The 17030-nt window shown below is 40.4% G+C and carries 15 protein-coding genes; 1 reads left to right on the top strand and 14 read right to left on the bottom strand.

Translation table 11 applies throughout. The features are described from left to right. Positions 1 to 205: 205 nt before the first annotated feature. The 10 genes from DFQ12_RS08475 to DFQ12_RS08520 form a co-directional block, all read right to left on the bottom strand. Entirely contained in the window at positions 206 to 1462 is a 1257-nt protein-coding gene (locus DFQ12_RS08475; RefSeq protein WP_120258506.1) for a type II toxin-antitoxin system HipA family toxin, read from the bottom strand. Position 1463: 1 nt separating this feature from the next. Further along, the gene (locus DFQ12_RS08480) at positions 1464 to 1745 is read right to left on the bottom strand and encodes a helix-turn-helix domain-containing protein (RefSeq protein WP_077436743.1); all 282 of its coding nucleotides are present in this window, start codon (positions 1743 to 1745) and stop codon (positions 1464 to 1466) included. 325 nt (positions 1746 to 2070) lie between these two features. Then, positions 2071 to 2523, bottom strand: a complete 453-nt coding sequence (locus DFQ12_RS08485; RefSeq protein WP_120258507.1) for an Hsp20/alpha crystallin family protein — start codon at positions 2521 to 2523, stop codon at positions 2071 to 2073. A gap of 107 nt (positions 2524 to 2630) precedes the next feature. Then, a complete protein-coding gene (locus DFQ12_RS08490) occupies positions 2631 to 2924 on the bottom strand; it encodes a hypothetical protein (RefSeq protein WP_120258508.1) in 294 nt (97 codons plus the stop codon). Positions 2925 to 3166: 242 nt separating this feature from the next. Continuing rightward, entirely contained in the window at positions 3167 to 3493 is a 327-nt protein-coding gene (locus DFQ12_RS08495; RefSeq protein WP_244211700.1) for a hypothetical protein, read from the bottom strand. 22 nt (positions 3494 to 3515) lie between these two features. Then, positions 3516 to 4073 carry an RNA polymerase sigma factor gene (locus DFQ12_RS08500; RefSeq protein WP_199768592.1) on the bottom strand — a complete coding sequence of 186 codons (558 nt, stop codon included), beginning with the start codon at positions 4071 to 4073 and terminating at the stop codon, positions 3516 to 3518. Positions 4074 to 4276: 203 nt separating this feature from the next. Continuing rightward, positions 4277 to 5284, bottom strand: coding sequence for an FAD:protein FMN transferase (locus tag DFQ12_RS08505; RefSeq protein WP_244211701.1), 1008 nt, complete (start codon positions 5282 to 5284; stop codon positions 4277 to 4279). Positions 5285 to 5297: 13 nt separating this feature from the next. Next, entirely contained in the window at positions 5298 to 7496 is a 2199-nt protein-coding gene (locus DFQ12_RS08510) for a PepSY domain-containing protein (protein WP_120258509.1), read from the bottom strand. A gap of 6 nt (positions 7497 to 7502) precedes the next feature. Beyond that, on the bottom strand, positions 7503 to 7988 hold the full coding sequence (locus tag DFQ12_RS08515) for a DUF2271 domain-containing protein (protein ID WP_120258510.1): 486 nt from the start codon (positions 7986 to 7988) through the stop codon (positions 7503 to 7505). 4 nt (positions 7989 to 7992) lie between these two features. Next, complete coding sequence (locus tag DFQ12_RS08520) at positions 7993 to 9504, bottom strand: ankyrin repeat domain-containing protein (RefSeq protein ID WP_120258511.1); 1512 nt, start codon at positions 9502 to 9504, stop codon at positions 7993 to 7995. A gap of 310 nt (positions 9505 to 9814) precedes the next feature. Here DFQ12_RS08520 and DFQ12_RS08525 point away from each other — a divergent pair, with 310 nt between their 5' ends. After that, positions 9815 to 10762, top strand: coding sequence for an alpha/beta fold hydrolase (locus DFQ12_RS08525; RefSeq protein WP_120258512.1), 948 nt, complete (start codon positions 9815 to 9817; stop codon positions 10760 to 10762). On the opposite strand, the gene DFQ12_RS08530 is transcribed toward DFQ12_RS08525, so the two are convergent. The 4 genes from DFQ12_RS08530 to DFQ12_RS08545 all read right to left on the bottom strand — a co-directional run bounded on the left by DFQ12_RS08530 (position 10754) and on the right by DFQ12_RS08545 (position 17013). Beyond that, positions 10754 to 11815: an acyltransferase family protein gene (locus DFQ12_RS08530; protein WP_120258513.1), complete on the bottom strand. Its 1062-nt coding sequence runs from the start codon at positions 11813 to 11815 to the stop codon at positions 10754 to 10756. The genes DFQ12_RS08525 and DFQ12_RS08530 overlap by 9 nt on opposite strands. Before the next feature lie 84 nt (positions 11816 to 11899). Continuing rightward, complete coding sequence (locus tag DFQ12_RS08535; protein ID WP_120258514.1) at positions 11900 to 12991, bottom strand: family 43 glycosylhydrolase; 1092 nt, start codon at positions 12989 to 12991, stop codon at positions 11900 to 11902. A 102-nt stretch (positions 12992 to 13093) separates the two neighbouring features. After that, positions 13094 to 14938, bottom strand: coding sequence for a glycoside hydrolase family 2 protein (locus DFQ12_RS08540; RefSeq protein ID WP_244211702.1), 1845 nt, complete (start codon positions 14936 to 14938; stop codon positions 13094 to 13096). A gap of 29 nt (positions 14939 to 14967) precedes the next feature. Beyond that, positions 14968 to 17013 carry a beta-L-arabinofuranosidase domain-containing protein gene (locus tag DFQ12_RS08545; protein ID WP_120258516.1) on the bottom strand — a complete coding sequence of 682 codons (2046 nt, stop codon included), beginning with the start codon at positions 17011 to 17013 and terminating at the stop codon, positions 14968 to 14970. Positions 17014 to 17030 lie beyond the last annotated feature (17 nt).

Consider the following 17030-nt stretch of genomic DNA (forward strand, 5'->3'; position numbering starts at 1 on the left):
AAAAAAACGTAAAGGGAAAAGCCTCCAAAAAGTAAAAGCTCCCTTAGAATTGAGTATTCGAAAAAGAGATTATAGGGAGGGTGCCAACTAAATTAAAGAAAAAGGGGTTGTCCACAATGCAGACACCCCTTTTTCTATGCGCTATAAAAGCGTTACAACCCGTCAAACCTAGTCTATAATAACTTCTTCTGGTCTTTTTACCTTGTCAGGTTTCTGTTTTGAATGCAGATTTCATTAATTCTTGTTCAGCTCTCGAAATACCTATTTCTTTCGCTAAAACTTCCCATTTTTTTACAGAAGCTAATACTTCTGCTATGATATTATTCATTTGACTTTCATTCAGCCTAAAATGTTCACCGACACTCTTCGCTAGATCATAATCTAAAACATTATTATGCATATCGATATTCAAAGCTAATCCATCTTTATCAATAGAAGGATTAAGATCATAAGCTGGAGATAATTTCCATCCTTCTTTATCCAAAATAAATCCGTGATTACGAAGATGGTCATCGGTATTCGAAACTGCGATATTAAATATCATTCTTCGCCACAATTGTGCTAGATTTTCATCAACCTGAAATCCGTTATCTTGTATGAATTCGACGATGTCTAAATAGCTCGCTGGATTGTCCTTTATTGTATCTTCATTATTTCCTGTCATGGTCATGGCTGATGAAAAATGAATTCGATCAGCTCCAACTCTATCAAAACGTTTAGTAAAAAATGTATGATAATTACCATTAACATTCTCCAATCGACATTCAGCCATTTCTACACCTGCATTAATGGCTAATTTATAGGTTAAATATTCCCATGCAGCCTTATCAACGGTATCATTCTTAGAAGGAAACTTCGCTATCCATAATTCATTGTTTTCATCCAAAATATTAGCTTTTGGTCTTGCTCCTCCTAGAGAAGAGCCTGGGGCAATAAGTAATTTCAACCATTTATTAATAGCTTCATTATCCTTATCGTTCTCATAATGAACAACGGCTTGTTGTAATTCACGGATAGTCGACCATGGAGGAGTTGATTTTTCTATATTGTTATCCAAAAAATCCCCATTAATATTAAGTTTGAATCGAAAAGCCCCCATTCTGGTTTCATCATACACACCTAATAAGAAATCAATATCGTATAAGATTTTGGCTTTTGTCCCACTAGTTTTGGCAAGGTGGGCTTCTCTACGTTTCATCAGTGTACGTCCCCAAGTATCAGGCATACTATCTAAAAAAATACCAAAATTCTCTTTATTATTTGGGAATTGTTGTCCCGAATAAAACTGAATATCAGGATCGATTAAACGTTGTTCCTTAGTCTTCAACCATTCTTTATCATATTCAAAGCTAAAAGCTTTACGACCCTTTGCTTGATGGGCAGATAATATACCAATAAAAGTTGGCTGTGATAGACCAAGCCAATCGGCATAAACATATATATCAATTTTATTAACCGCCATCCTACAATAAATCTAAATCTTGAAGCTTACGTCCAAAAACGTCATCTGATGCTAATTTCAAGAAATCATCTTGCAAACCTAGGACCCGTAGCACATTAAAATATGCTCCCATTGCGACACTAGCATCACCTTTTTCAACGAGGTATAAAGTAGAGCGAGCAATACCAGCGCGTTCAGCCACCTGTACAGCTGTTAGTTTTCTCCTTTTACGAGCAAGTTTAATATTCTCTCCCATTTGTTCCAATAACATCTGGAACTTAGGTAAAACAGATTGCTTTTTCATATAACGTTTGTTATTTCAAACAAAAATAATAAATATGTATGAAATAACGAACATAATTACCTAAATACACATTTCACCCTTCCCATTATCCTATTTTTCCAAGTATCAAAATCTTTATCAGCTAGAATTTGGAAGAAAACAACTGCAAAAGAAGCTCAAAAAAACGTAAAGGGAAAAGCCTCCAAAAAGTAAAAGCTCCCTTAGAATTGAGTATTCGAAAAAGAGATTATAGGGAGGGTGCCAACTAAATTAAAGAAAAAGGGGTTATCCACAATGCAGCCCCCCCTTTTTCTATGCGCTATAAAAGCGTTACAACCCGTCAAACCTAGTCTATAATGACTTCTTGTGGTCTTTTTACCTTGTCAAGGTCCTTGGGAAGAATGACGGTCAGTACACCATCTTCAAAACTGGCATGTACGTTATCTGTAAGCACTTGTTCATTTAATTGAAATTCACGCTCAAATGCAGTACCCAAATGCTCCTTATAGATATAGGCTGTCGCATCGTTTGTATTTTCTGTACAGGAAATCGTTAAGATTCCTTCATTTATACTGACCTGAAATTGCTCTTTCTTTCGGCCTGCAGCAAACACCTGCACTTCGTAGAACTCAGAATTTTCAGAAATATTTACAGGAACAAATTGCTGTCCCTCTCCGCGCTGTCCTGCTTCGCCTTCAAAAAAATGCTGTTGAAATTTTTCAAAGCGGTCTTTGAAATGTTGACCGCAAAATCTATTTTGATTTGAATGTCCGCTGGAATAATGATCTCTTTTAAACATGTCTTTATTTTTTTAGTAATGAATATTATGTATTGCGCAATGAGCAGTCCAAGGGACTTCGCTATTGCCGCTATTTATGTTATTTGGTTTTCTACCAAGTCCTGATATTAATATACCGGAACAATCGTCGCATTCTTAACCCGTTGTTGTTTGTGTAAAGGAACGATTGCACTATTCGTCCTCGAAGCACTGTACATTCCGGGATGGACCGGAGCCTTGTCCATTTTAAATGAACGCATTTCTCTCCTGCGCATTTTGGCCATTGCAAAGCTTCCTATTCCGAATAAGATCGTTGCAACCAACAACAGCTTAAAGATCGCTCCCATAATCAAGCTGGCTAAACCCACTATTACCGTCAATGCGATCAAGCGGGGTAATATAAATCGAATTTTATTTTTCATTTTTTCTTTAATTTATTTGTTCTTTAAACCCAAAATCTGTCAATCCACTTATTGGTAATCCTATATACTCCTTTCGTTGTCAATTTCTCAACCCGTATAATTATTGTATATCGCTAGTAACAGATCATCGCGTCCTGTCATTCCCTTTACAGTGTTTCTTCAGCTTTTGGCATAAAAAAAGGCGCCTTTATAGAAGAAGACGCCTGTATCAGGTTTTTACTTTAAAAAATTTACTTTTTTTTTCAGAATCCGCATCGTCCACTGAAACGACGTTTCCATTCCTCACGCAAACGCTCCCTTTCCTCCTCTGAAAGATCTTCATGGCGGCCCATATCAGGGGGAAAATTTTTGCGGAACCCGCCTCTTCCCGGCTTACCAAACCCACGTCCAAATAGAATGCGTGATAGCACAAACAGTCCAAACGCCTGCCAATACGTGATTGCCTTCAAACTGAAAATATCACACATCAAAGTATTCCACAGATATTGCAACAAGGCTACCAGCAAGAAAACTCCAATGATAATGGCAACAAACACAAAAGCAAATTTACCTTTTCCTTGTCTTCTCATTCTTCTATTCATAGCTTTATTTTTAAAATTTTAATTCTTCATACAAGTTCCGCAAACGTAAACGCAGATGTTTTACAGCATATCCCTTTCTGCTTATTATCGTTTTCAGATTTTCATTTTCCATGTCGGCAATCTCCTGTAAGGTTTTATCTTCAATTTCATTGAGCATAAAAACCCGACGTTGTTTTTCGGGCAATTCTTCGAGGGCTTTCATCAATTCATCCCAAAAAATGTCTTTGAATAATTTAAGTTCAGGATTGTTAGAATCATCGGCCAGTAGAAACTGACGTATCGGAAAGGCTGTATCCACTTCCTCTCCATCCGCCATTAAATCATCAAGTGACTCATCTTTCTTTTTTCGATAACTATCCGTAATCTTGTTTCGCGTTACAGCATACAACCATGCCCCAGCATTTTCCAGTTCGTCCATATTGGTCAAACGACTGAATTGATACCAGACTTCCTGCAAGATATCCTCGGCATCTTCCGTCTTTTTGACCTTTCCTTTTACAAAACGCAGCAATTGACTCCCATAGGTCTTGACGATGTCTGTAAATGATCTGGAGTTTTTTTCTGCCATATGATTTTGGTATGCAATGTCCATAATTACATAGACGAACCAACAAAGCTTTTACTCTAAATTATTTTCAGCTGTGATGCAGCTATCTGATTTATTCATCGACTGTATTTTTTAAGCGGCATTCATGAGCTCAATCGTTCGGTTCATCCGGTGTAAAGAAAGCATGATGGTTACATGAACATACAGGTTGTTGTTTAATAGGATTACTTGCGTTTATCCCGGACAACCTTTCCTTTGTCTGTAATAAAGATAAAACGATAATTTGGGAAATTACGGATTAATTTCTTTCCATCTTTTTCACCCAGCACCATAATGGAAGTACTTAGGGCATTGGCTATTTCTGCCGACGGTCCATAGATTGTTACCGAAGTCAGTCCCGTAGCTGGATACCCGGTGATGGGATTAATAATATGGGAATAACGTTTTCCATCGATTTCGGCATATTTTTCATAGCTGCCTGAGGTAGCGACAGCCATTTCATTCAAGCGAAGAACCCGAACCATCTGATGTGATTTGAAGGGGTTATTCACCCCAATCTTCCAGGGTTCACCATCTGGTTGGCTACCCCAGGTAGATAGATCTCCGGAAGCATTGACGATTCCAGCAGTGATTCCACGGGCTTTCATGATCTCCCTTCCCCGATCGGCGGCATAGCCCTTCCCGATCGAGCCAAAGCCAATTTTCATGCCCGGAAGTTCCAAGAAAATAGTCGAAGCAGCACTATCCAAAACAATATGTTTATAGCCAACTTTGGCAACCGAATTTCTGATCGCATCCACAGAAGGCATTGTATCCATACTGCCATCGAACTTCCATATTTTATCTAAAGCCACAATGCTAATATCAAAGGCTCCTTCTGAATTCCGGCTGTATTGAATTGCCCTTTTGGTCAGATCAAATACTTCGCGGTCAACTTTAACAGGTTTAATCCCTGCATTGCGGTTGACCTCCGAAATCTGCGTATATGGACGCCACTCCGAAATCAGGTTTTCGATACGTTCAATCTCTGCAATGACTTCGACAATATGCTGGTTGGCCTGTACGCTATCCTGATCAACTAGGGTGATCTCAAAAACAGACCCCATAAGGGCCACCTGTTTTTTGAGCATTACCTGTGAAAAACCGTTAGCGACGGCTATCAACCAAAATATTGAAATCAGTAGATACTGCTTATAATAATTCATTACCCTTGTCAAAATAAATGATAGCATAAGATTGTCGTGTTTAATAACAATCTGTCAGAATCTGACCATTTTCTTTGTAGATGTTGATCGATTTGCCTGTACTTACCAGCAGTATCTCGTTTAAAGTTGCTTCGACATCCTGTTGCATACGAAGTGAACCACACAATAAGATACAGCCCTGTTGTTCGAGCAATTCAACAAAGTACGTGCCATCCTGACGGATCAGATCCATCACATACTGCCCCTGCTGTTCCCGTGAAAAAGCCAGCTGTACATCGTTCAGTTGTCCCAGTTTTTTTTGTTCATCGGTAAATTCCAAATATTGTGCCGTCATCTCATTGTTCCTGCGGAAGCCTGCATAGAGTTTGACAGGTATTTTATACTGATTTTCTGAAATCATACCCAAAAACGGTGCAATACCGGTTCCATTTGCAATCAAGGCTACAGCAGGTGCTGCCTTGGGAAAATGAAAACTTGGATTGGCCATGACACGTGCCTCCAGAACCTGATCAGCTTTTAGTTGGTATAGAAATCCCGAACCAAAACCATCAGGAAATAGCTTGACGACTAATTGAACCATCCCATCCTTACATCCAATGGAATAGAAACGTTCCCGTTGATCCTGCGCCGGATAGATGGCCAACAAATCTCCGGACTGCACTTTCATTTTCCCAAGTGGTTTCAATAAAAGTGTAAAGGTGCTGTTGCTCTCCGAAACAACTGATCGGGCTATCACTTTAAATTTCTTCAATCCAACAACTTTGGAACTGTATATCGCGGGAGCAGAAGCTAAGGCAATATTGGTATGTTCACTCCAATGATGTACCCATGAAATCAGTTCATCAACACTTTTGTCATTGACCGTATGTGGGTCTATCAATTGGGAAGCCCATGCTTGCTCACTGAGCAACTTGTCTATCGCATACGCATAAGCACAAAAATCAGGGTATGCTTTCGATCCAAAACCGAGAACAGAGAAATTAATCGACTGCTGCTGCGGATAGGCCAACAGCTTTTTCTCAAACTGACTCGCATTGGAAGGCGCTGTTCCTAGACCATAGGTGGACGTAAACAGTAAAAGATGTTTTGCTTTTGGAAAATACTGATAGTGGTTCATGCCAAGCAAAAGTGATTTTTTACCGTCCGCCAACAGCTGTTTGTGAATCTGATTGGCAAAAAACAAGGTACTTCCATTTTCAGTACCTACCAGAATAACAATTTCGGCGTCGGCCGCCTTATACTTATTCTTAATCTTTGTTCGCGTACGTTTGAAGGTAATGACAAAACCTGTATAAATAAAAAACACAATATTCAATGATGCAAGCCCCAAAATAATGGCCCATATCATATTGGTCTTACCCGTGTGAAGATCGAGCGAAAATTGTTCTGCAAGTGCAGTAAAGGGATACTTGACTTCTTTATGTACAGCACCGTTCAATTGATTTACGGTCAACTCGCGGTCTTTCAGTTTGAGGACATAATATTCGTCAGGATCTCCTTCCATAAAAGGAAACTCTACCTTCGCAACATCGCTAAGCTTCGTTTTTTTGAAGATCGGAAAATCGGTTATCGCCAGCTCCTCGGTCTCATTTTCCTTCACAGGATATTCAACCGTTTGGTTTGTCTTCTTTAACAGTTCGATTCGGACCATAAATAAATAGGTCCCCGTCAAAGCCAAAATTAAAATGGGTATCAGAAACAACCGTCCTGAAACAACATGAAAATATTGTGCGAAGAAATCCCGATTGATCTTGGCAAAGAAATGTCGAACGCCCTGTTGACGTTTGATAATCAACACCAAACCTGAGATTGTAATCAAAAATAGTAGAAAAGAAGCGATGCCAATAATGATTCGGCCTGTTACCTTTAAGAATAGGGAACGATGCAGGGCCGTAGTCCATTGAACAAACTGTGTTTTGTTCTTTTGCGCACCCAGATATTTGCCCGTTTGTGGGTCAATATATCCTTTTACAGTATTTCCCTCAGCATCTATGGCGTCAATGCTCACAAATTGATTGTGGTCAACCGAAATTTCAATAATTTCAGGATAAACCTTTCGCAGACCAGTAATGGTCTGCGAAAGATTCAAAGACTCTATATTTTCTATTCGATAGGGTGGTATTTTTTCATTGACGGCATCAATGGCCAAAATTACTCCCGTGACCGATAATAATAGTAAAAAAACAGAAGAAACAAGAGCTAAGGCTAAATGTGCATACCTCCAGACAGATACCAACATTTTTTCTTATTGTACTTTATTTAATTTGACAAGCTTAATGTATCCCTTACCATTTGCTTTTTCAGTAATAGCCTCTTTTGTTAATGGGATTTCTACATCTGCAGTATGATATTTCTGTTCTTCGACAGCGGATTCAAAGCGAAGTTTATACCCTTTGTTGAATTTAGACTCATCTATTTCCAATGTACGCATCGCACGGTCACCTCCACCAACAGAAGCACCAGTCACTGCACTCAGCTTTTCTTTGGTTTTAGCCTGAAATTTATACCATTCTTTCAATGTATTATACCATTGTTTATCTGGACCCAATACAGCAAGTGTTTTTTCGTATGCTCCCTTCGGGTTTATGAGTGAAATAACAACATAAGCTCCCTCCCCTTGATAAGCGTTCATTTGGATCATACATTTATACTTACCCGTTTGGGCAAATGTGCTGACAGAAACTACAGAAAACAAAAGTGTGATTAGCGCGATCTTAATTATAGTATTCATCTTATTATTTTAAAAAGTCCAACTGTACATTTCCTTTTGACAAAAAGTCATTTTCTTTGGCCAAATCGTATGCGGTTTCATCAAATTCGGTTTTCAGTTCTTTTTTTGCTCCCAAAGCGACCAGTGTTCTCAATAATGAATCGTCTTTGGCAATCAAAGCTGCTTTATGTAGTGCTGTGGTTCCTTCTTTATCCTGTGCATTGATGTCTACCCCCAATTCACTTGCTTTCTGGATCAAGTTTGAATTTTCCTTGGCTACAGCCAAGTGATAGAGTGTACTACCGTTTTTCTGTGGTGCTACGACATCCAGTCCACCAGCTTTAAGCACGCTTAATTTCTCTTTAAAATCATCTACCTGAGGACTATTGGATTGCGTACCCTGTTGTGGGCGTCCACCCTGCGGAGCTTCTTTGAAAGAATTAAACCAGTAAACAGCTAAGTTGTTGCCATCCTTGTCCAATAATTTGGTATCGGCACCGTTTTTAATCAAGAGCGCTGCGACCTCAGCTGTACCATTACCCACCGCCTTGGTCAATGCAGATTCACCTTTCTCATTCACAGCATTCACATTCTTTGCTTTGGAAAGTAGCAGTTCCACTAATTTTGCGTCTTTGCCATTCGCCGCAACCATAAGCGCTGTATTGCCTTCGTTATCCGCCTTTGCAACATCAACTCCCTTATTTAAAAAGTAATTGATCACCGCCATATCTGGGCGGCGTACAAGCGCATGCAATAAAGTCGCACCATCTTTATTAATTGCCTTGGGATCCAATTTCAGTTTCTCTACCAAATAGGTATAGGTCTCCAGTCCATTTGATGCTTGTCTGGATCCCTGCGTAGCAAAAAACAATGCATTGTTTGTCGGTTTTACACCACGAGCGATAAACTTTTCGACCAATGGCATGTTACCTAATTTCGCTGCATAATCCGTAACGACGCGGCCGTATTCATCTTTATCTTGTATAGAAAGTCCCTTCTTGATAAAGTAATCTGTCAATGCAAGATCTTTATCAGCAGAAGCCGCCAGCATCATTAACGTGGCTCCACCTTCATATTTTTGTTTTGGGTCTACTCCAGCTTTAAATAAAGCATCATAAACAGCGGTATTGGTATTTCCTGTCGACGCAGCATAGGCAACGATTGGGTAGCCATGGCTATCCTGATAGTTGACATCCGAACCTTTTGCAATTAGATAATCCACCAACTCAGCATTACCACTTGAAGCAGCCCAATGCAGATAGCTCCGGCTATGGTGTGTTTTCTTCGTTACACTGTTCCCTTCTTGTTCAATCATGAATTTGACAACATCTGTCGGAGCTCCATTTAGGATTGCCATCGTTACGGGATCAAAAGATGCCGCATTGGGTTGTGAAGGGCTATTTCCTTTTGTAATTTCCTCCTTAACGGTAGGCAAAGTAGGTTTACCTTTCCAAAACTCACCATTCATCAATGAGTTTGTTTGTGCTTGGGCATAAGATGCCGCTAAAAGTAAAGCTGCTAAAAGTGTCTTTTTCATTAGAACGTATTTTTTATTGATAATGAAGTCATCATGAACAACCGCTATTCCCGCTAGCTGTTTGTGAATATCGTATGGCTCTTGCTAACCTCAGCTGAATACAAATATTAAACCGAAGAATTAATCGCTTATTTAAATTAATTCTAAATTACTGCAAATCTAAAAAATATTCTGATACTAAAAAATTAATACAGACTAAATTTGCTCATTATACACCCTTTTAGGATTTTTTTTATCCAAACCCAACAAGCCCAACTTGCAAATCCAACAAAATTGTCTTAGTTTACACTAACACTAAGGAAGCGACATAATGAATACGGTATCGTCCAATCTTTTTCCAATAAGTTCTTTTGAAGGTAAACCAAGCCATAAACTCTTCTACAGTATATTTGAACCTGTGAACCAAAAGGTATTAGCGACAATATTGATTGTTCATGGCATGCAGGAACATAGTGGCCGGTATCAAATGCTTGCCAATCATCTGACTGACCGTGGTTTTGCTGTACTCAGCTATGATCAGTTGGGCCATGGGAAGACCGCCGTGAATACAGATGGATTAGGTTATTTTCAACAATCTGATCCAGCAGAACAACTTGTGCAAGATGCGTTAACAATGAGCTCTGTCTTGCAACAAGACTATCCAAATCAACCGCATTTTATCTTGGGGCATTCAATGGGATCTTTTGTTACCCGCTGTGCTTTACAAACGGCAGGAGATCGTTTTAAAGGAGCAATAATCGTTGGAACGGGCGCACGACAAAAGGGATCCACCGCTTTTCGTATGCTGTTGGCTGTTCTCAACTCCTTTGCACCTAAAAAACGAAGCCGATTGATTAACAGCATATTTGATCAGCGTAATAATGCCGGATTTAAAAATGAACCCAATCAAAATAATAGCAACTGGCTGAGTGTCAACAAAGCGAATCGCATTGCTTTTATCGAAGATCCTTTATGTGGTGGTTTATTTACGAACAATGGCTTTTATACTGTATTGAGTTTATCGCTACGCGCGACAGATAAAGAACTGACAAAACGCATTCCGAAAGGTTTACCCCTATTATTTATTAGTGGACAGGATGACCCTATTGGTGATTTCGGAAAGGGAGTGGAACAAACCGCCACCCAATTACGTACGCAGGGACAGACCGATATTACTGTAAAACTGTACGAAGGCATGCGTCACGAAATACTCAACGAAGATTGCAGGGAAGAAGTCTTTCAATTCATTGATCATTGGCTTGACGAGCACTTAAGCTAATCGTCGCCCAAAGTATCTGCGGATTGGTTCATCGACATATTTTAGCAGCAAATACGAAAAAATAATCAGTAACAATGTCCCCAGTGTAATAATAAAGGACATTTGCTTTAAATTGGGCTGTTTCAGTTCTACATAACTCATAAATATCCAGATAAACGGATAATGAATAATGTAAAGTGGGTAGGAAATCTCTCCCAAAAATCTACAACAGGCTTTAAATCTTCCTTTCAAGTCCTTTGCTCCTATCCCCAACAAAATTAACAACGGAAAATAAAAAATAACCAGAATTGGATCTATAATTTTCCCATAGGCTTCAGAAAAGGGAATAAAAAAGACGAGACCTAGTAAACCTATGATCAGCAAAGGAGGTAACTTGTTTATAATTACCCAATTTGATCTAAAAATAAGTAAGCCCATAGAAAACGAAAACCATAAACGGATTCCACCAGCCCAGAAATTATCTGCACCAAAACCTACCGCCAAATAACCAGATTGAAATGCCACTATGCACAACGCTGAGGCAGACAAAATAACGAATCCCCAAAGTACTTTATTGGAAAGACGCACCAACAGGAGTCCATACAGAAAATTTGCAATATATTCCCAAAAGAGGGACCAAGTGGGTGGGTTTAAATGAAAGAGATTAAAATAACGTTCAGGCACTGCTGGATAGGGTATCAATGTGCTACCACTCAAAAACATTCCTAACTTTTGAAAGACTGAAAAAGATGCAGCAAGATCGCTAAAAGGATCGTATACAAATGCCAGTAAGCCAATCAGGCTACCCATCACAACCAAGGGATGCAACCTGATCAAACGTAATGCAAAAAACCTTTTAAGACCAATGTTAACGAGTTTATGATCATAGGCATAGGCGATCACAAAACCAGATAGGCAAAAGAAAAAATCAACGGCAAGGTAACTGCGTGGAATAAAACTATTCCGGTAATCTGGTTGAGCTATCTCCATAAAGTGAAATAAAACGACAGCTATTGCCGCGACTCCACGCATTCCATCCAGTAATTCGAAATGTTTTCTTGTTTGATTCAGCATGTATATTTTCCGAGGGAAATTGCAATGGGGACGAAGTCTTTGCCCAATTACGGTTATAAGGTTAATCAACTATTACTTTAAGATCTATTTAAATATGGGAGCCTCTTTGGCTATGACACTGCTTGTCTCGCCTTCAATCCTCGGCCAATCTTCCGTCCAGATTACCTTATCCAATAATAGCATGCGACGATTACCCCCTGTAGAAACGCGTGGTCGTTTAGGGTCCATAGCGTGATAAAGTAACCAATCATTGCCCTGATCATCGGTTATAATCCGGGAAGTATGCCCTGTCCCAACAAATTTATCATTCCCCTTCAGCAATAAGGTTCCATTTCCCCTCTGGGCTAAATCACGACCTTCCCGATCCAAATAAGGTCCCATCAAATTTTTTGACCGGCCAACGAGTACATGGTAACTACTTTTTTCACCTTCGCAACAGGAGCCCTTTGAGCCGATAAAGTAATAATAGTCTTTTCTTTTATGGATCACCACAGCTTCAAAATCACCCGCTGCAACTTTAAATTTCTTATTCAAATCTGGTACTTGCGTTCCATCGTTATCCAGAGATACTCCATAAGTTCCTTGTGTAGCGGCATCGCTAAAACTTCCCCAGAAGAGGTAGTTATGGCTCTTTTCCCTAAAAAAATAGGGATCTATCGAATTAGGCACATCGATCGATTTACTATCGAACAGTTTGCCCCGATCTATAAATGGCCCTTCGGGTTTATCCGCTACAGCAACTCCAATACCTGGATTAGGATCACCCCAGGTGGAGTACGCATAGTACATCACATATTTTCCATTCAATAATACCACATCAGGTGCCCAAATCCCACCTTCTGACTTCCAATTTGGTTTGGCCGAAAATGCTGTCCCGATCCAGGTCCAATGCACCAAATCTTTGGATTGCAAAATAGAAACTAGACGCTGCCCTTTGCCATCACCCCAGTTGTCCGCCGTCCCATAAGCATAAAATAACTTATTCTGCAGATCACGTACCACCGTAGGGTCCGCAAGTATCGGTTCAAAAACAGGATTTATATAGGTTGTCTTCTTTACGGACGCCCCTGTGGTCTGTATAGTTTGTGCACCCGAACCTGAAGAACTTTTACAGGAGCTCAACAGGCACAGGTACAAAACTCCACTACAATATTTTAGCAAGGTTAACTGCAACATTTTATCATTTTTATTTTATCCCGATACTTCCACACATTGTATCTGGAAAATTATTTCTAAGCTGCTACAGCCTCCATTGATGGAGTCCAAGCATTAACTGACTTACTTCGTTGGCGCTTGATATAGGGCCTGATGGGCAGTATTTAATTCCGCTTCAGGCATTTTTACCACCTTACGATCATAAGTCATTAAACCATTGGTTTCCACCTCCACATCTGTGGTCTGTGTATAAACTGCAGCTGACAATCCCATTGGAATTAGTCGCGTCAGATCACGGATGAGTTGCTTATATCGTTCGAGAAGTTCGGTTTTATTTTTAAAGCTTTGGTAGCCCCAGTTATCCTTTTGCTGCCAGGAATGACCATCTATCGGCAGCCCCAGTCCACCAAATTCGCCCAGTGCCAGCACCTGGTTTGCACCAAATATTTTTGGATCGGGCATCGCTGCATCCGGGTAATTGTGTATATCCAGTATATGACCTGTTTCCATAAAATTACCACCACTGGCACTGTTTACCAATCGGGAAGGATCATTGGCCATTGTCCATTCGGTAATCTCCTTTGTCTTAAACTGACCCCAAGCTTCATTAAAAGGTACCCAGATCACAATGCTCGGGTAATTGTGCAGCACGTCCATGATGGTCTTCCATTCTTTTCTGTAGTATCCTTCTGACTCCTGCGAACGTGCTTTATCCCGATTCCCACCTGATATTTTTCCAGGTTGCATATCCCAATGATTTCCCCCCAGGTCACCACTTGGCATATCCTGCCACACAAGCATACCGATACTATCACAATAACGATACCAGCGTGCGGGTTCAACTTTAATATGCTTACGGATCATATTGAAACCCATTTCTTTCGTCTTGATCACATCAAATTTTAAAGCTTCATCCGTAGGAGCTGTATGCAAGCCATCAGGCCACCAGCCCTGATCAAGTGGTCCATATTGAAAGGTAAACTTGTTGTTCAACAGCATGCGTTGTATCCCATTTTCGTCTTTTTCCATTGAAATCTTACGCATGGCAAAATAGCTTCTTGCTTGATCAATGACCTTACCCTTGCGAAGTAACTGAATTTCCAGGTCATAAAGTTTTGGATTACTCGGTGACCAGGCTTCCAAATTTGGGACAGAAAGTTCAAAATCTGCATTTGGTTGCCCCACTTGTTCTTTAATAACTTGCGTTCCATTTAATGCGCGAACTTTGATTTCATCACCCGCTTGACTACCTGCTACTGTGGCCTGAAAGGCAAGTACACCTTCATCTAATTTTGGCGTCTGTTTTGTTTTCACAATGTAAGTCTTTGGTACGCTTTCTAACCATACCGTTTGCCATATCCCTGTAACCGGTGTATACCAGATTCCATTGGGACGGTTAACCTGTTTACCCCGTGGCTGTGGTCCATCATCGGTAGGATCCCATACACGGAGCGCAATTTCCTGCTTGGCTCCTTTTTTGAGATAAGAGGTCACATCCATCGTAAAAGGATCGAAACCACCTTCATGTCTTCCGACCAATTGATTATTTACATAGACATCACATTGCCAATCCACCGCACCAAAATGGAGCAACACATTGTTTTTGTTGACAGACTTGTCCAAAGTAACCGTATTCGTATACCAAAGGGCTTTATCCTTGCCAACTTCCTTACCTACCCCAGAAAGGGCAGATTCTATGGCATAAGGAACCAAAATACTTCCATCCCACTGCTGAGGAATTTCTTTTGTATTTACTGGGGTAATGGCATATTTCCATAAACCATTTAAATTTTGCCAGTTATTGGTTCTCACCAGTTGCGGTCTTGGGTATTCTGGATGGGGCTTCTGTGCTGTTACTTTTTCACCCCAAGGCGTCAGAATGTGTGAACCAACAGGCTTCCATTCCTGCGCAAAATTCAGTTGAGCAGCCATCATCAGACTGGCAAAAAATAAGGTTTTCTTCATCATAAAAATCGTTATGTCATTTATATCTTTAATTACTTTACTGTTGGAAACGCCGCAATACGTAAGCGGGCGGCACCCATAGGAATCAATTCTACTTCCTGTACCGCAGCTTGACTCGCTACAGGGCTCAATGGCAATACTCCTGTCAATCCATTTTCATCTATTTTCCAACCATCAATTTTTTTTGCTTTGACCAGAATGGAAATCGGTACTGCGTCCGCTTCGAACGGGAAGGCATCTTTGGGCCAAGCCCGCTTGACCACCTTCAATTGATCCGGTGCTGTTAGCTGATTTTGAACAAGACCATAATTCCAATCACTTGCCGGAAGGATCTCATAGGAAGGCCATTTTGTCGGATCAGCGGTTTCCTGCCATTTTGAGTCTCCAATGGCAGAAGCTTTACTATCCTTCTGCACATAATTCTCCTTGATTTTCAAAGCGTAGGTCAATGGTCCCCTCTGGATACTCACCGCATTTTTATTCGCTGTCCAGGTATTCAATACAATGGACATCGGCAGCGAAAGTTCAACCTGATCGTTATCTTTCCATTTTCGATCAATCCGGATATACTTTGCCCCCGATTCAACCTTTTCTGTCTTGCCATTAATTTTGATCTGCGCCTGTTTTGCCCAAGCCGGAATCCGCAAGTAAAATGGGAAATCAATTGTCTTTCCATTTGTTCCGATGACAAAGCGAATAGCTTCTTCAAATGGATAATTAGAGCTTTGTTGAATTCGGATCTTTTGATTATTTCCGACCTTAATATCTGCATTGGAAGCTGCATATAATACCGCGGCAACACCATTATCGTTTGTTGCCATATAGAGATGCTCCGCATAATACGGCCATCCCTGACTATGGTTGTGCTGGCAACAACGTGAACTAAAGGGATTCATCATCAAAAATGGACCATTGTTATCAATGCCCGGAGCATGATTATGGCTATCGCTAATGCTCATATTGGGGCTGGTGATATAACGTAGTGCCTTAAAATCTGCTGTTACTGCTGCGGGATATGTATTGAAGGCCACATCTTCAGCATGATCAGCCCAAAAAGGATCTCCTGTTATTCCCAGCAGGATCTCATTGGAAGCCATTTGTTCAACCATACCACAGGTTTCGACGCCCTGCCGTGGGTCTGTATACCCTGGACGGGCATTTTCATCAGCACCAAACATGCCACCCGGCACCTGACCGAATACCTGTCTGACAAAGTGAAAATTAGCGTAGGTCGCCTTCAGGTCGTCGCTTGATTGGCTCTTAAGATAGTAGGTAGCCGGCTCTCTGAAACACTGTGCAATATTGACATTGTGCCAATTGGGTAAATCATTCTTTTGTCGCCAATTTGCTGTATTGCGATGGATTTTATCGGCCAAATCCATAAGCCATTCATTCCCTTGCGTCCTATTATAAAGCCAATAGACTGACAATAAATTGTCTCCACCACGACTGTTCTCCCAATAATCTTTTAGAAAAAAACTATCCGGTAAACTTGCCTGCCACTTAAAGTAATTGGTCATCAAGGTCAGGACACGTGGATCAGCACTATATTCGTAATACGATTGCAAACACCAAAGCATAATCATATTACCCCATAAATCCGGTTTATTGTTACGCAGCATCAAGGGCCCAAAGTAGCCATCTGGACGTTGGCTTTTAATTGCTGCTTCCAACCATATTTTTGATTCAGCTATTATTTTGGGATCTTTCAGAATATAGCCCAGGTTTGCATAACCTTTCAACCAATAGGGAACTTCCTCCCAGCCATAGTCTCCTTTTCCATCCGAACTCAACCAGGCATTGTTTTTTTTGGATAACCATGCGCTAATCTCACCCAAATGTCCCGTAAGGCCATTTTTCTGTAATTCCAAATATTTCCCCAACCAACCTTGAGGAACAATGCTACCCACAGGCAGTTTCAGCAGCGCATTCTGTTTTAATGGTAAACGGTTATTAATATAGTTTAAATTCTTCCCTTCAACAGGTAGCTGATCAACAGCGATTACGGCATTGTTTTGCGCTGAACTTAGAAAACAAATTCCAATTAAATAAGATAATAGGCCTATTTTTTTTGTCATTATTGGCTTGATTAGTT

The organism is Sphingobacterium detergens, from assembly GCF_003610355.1.
In the GTDB taxonomy this organism is placed as follows: Bacteria; Bacteroidota; Bacteroidia; order Sphingobacteriales; family Sphingobacteriaceae; genus Sphingobacterium; species Sphingobacterium detergens.

Excerpts from the sequence above, each read along its gene's own strand:
- DFQ12_RS08475 (WP_120258506.1), bottom strand. The coding sequence starts at position 1,462 with ATGGCGGTTAATAAAATTGATATATATGTTTATGCCGATTGGCTTGGT.
- DFQ12_RS08480 (WP_077436743.1), bottom strand. The coding sequence starts at position 1,745 with ATGAAAAAGCAATCTGTTTTACCTAAGTTCCAGATGTTATTGGAACAA.
- DFQ12_RS08485 (WP_120258507.1), bottom strand. The coding sequence starts at position 2,523 with ATGTTTAAAAGAGATCATTATTCCAGCGGACATTCAAATCAAAATAGA.
- DFQ12_RS08490 (WP_120258508.1), bottom strand. The coding sequence starts at position 2,924 with ATGAAAAATAAAATTCGATTTATATTACCCCGCTTGATCGCATTGACG.
- DFQ12_RS08495 (WP_244211700.1), bottom strand. The coding sequence starts at position 3,493 with ATGAGAAGACAAGGAAAAGGTAAATTTGCTTTTGTGTTTGTTGCCATT.
- DFQ12_RS08500 (WP_199768592.1), bottom strand. The coding sequence starts at position 4,073 with ATGGCAGAAAAAAACTCCAGATCATTTACAGACATCGTCAAGACCTAT.
- DFQ12_RS08505 (WP_244211701.1), bottom strand. The coding sequence starts at position 5,284 with ATGCTATCATTTATTTTGACAAGGGTAATGAATTATTATAAGCAGTAT.
- DFQ12_RS08510 (WP_120258509.1), bottom strand. The coding sequence starts at position 7,496 with ATGTTGGTATCTGTCTGGAGGTATGCACATTTAGCCTTAGCTCTTGTT.
- DFQ12_RS08515 (WP_120258510.1), bottom strand. The coding sequence starts at position 7,988 with ATGAATACTATAATTAAGATCGCGCTAATCACACTTTTGTTTTCTGTA.
- DFQ12_RS08520 (WP_120258511.1), bottom strand. The coding sequence starts at position 9,504 with ATGAAAAAGACACTTTTAGCAGCTTTACTTTTAGCGGCATCTTATGCC.
- DFQ12_RS08525 (WP_120258512.1), top strand. The coding sequence starts at position 9,815 with ATGAATACGGTATCGTCCAATCTTTTTCCAATAAGTTCTTTTGAAGGT.
- DFQ12_RS08530 (WP_120258513.1), bottom strand. The coding sequence starts at position 11,815 with ATGCTGAATCAAACAAGAAAACATTTCGAATTACTGGATGGAATGCGT.
- DFQ12_RS08535 (WP_120258514.1), bottom strand. The coding sequence starts at position 12,991 with ATGTTGCAGTTAACCTTGCTAAAATATTGTAGTGGAGTTTTGTACCTG.
- DFQ12_RS08540 (WP_244211702.1), bottom strand. The coding sequence starts at position 14,938 with ATGATGAAGAAAACCTTATTTTTTGCCAGTCTGATGATGGCTGCTCAA.
- DFQ12_RS08545 (WP_120258516.1), bottom strand. The coding sequence starts at position 17,013 with ATGACAAAAAAAATAGGCCTATTATCTTATTTAATTGGAATTTGTTTT.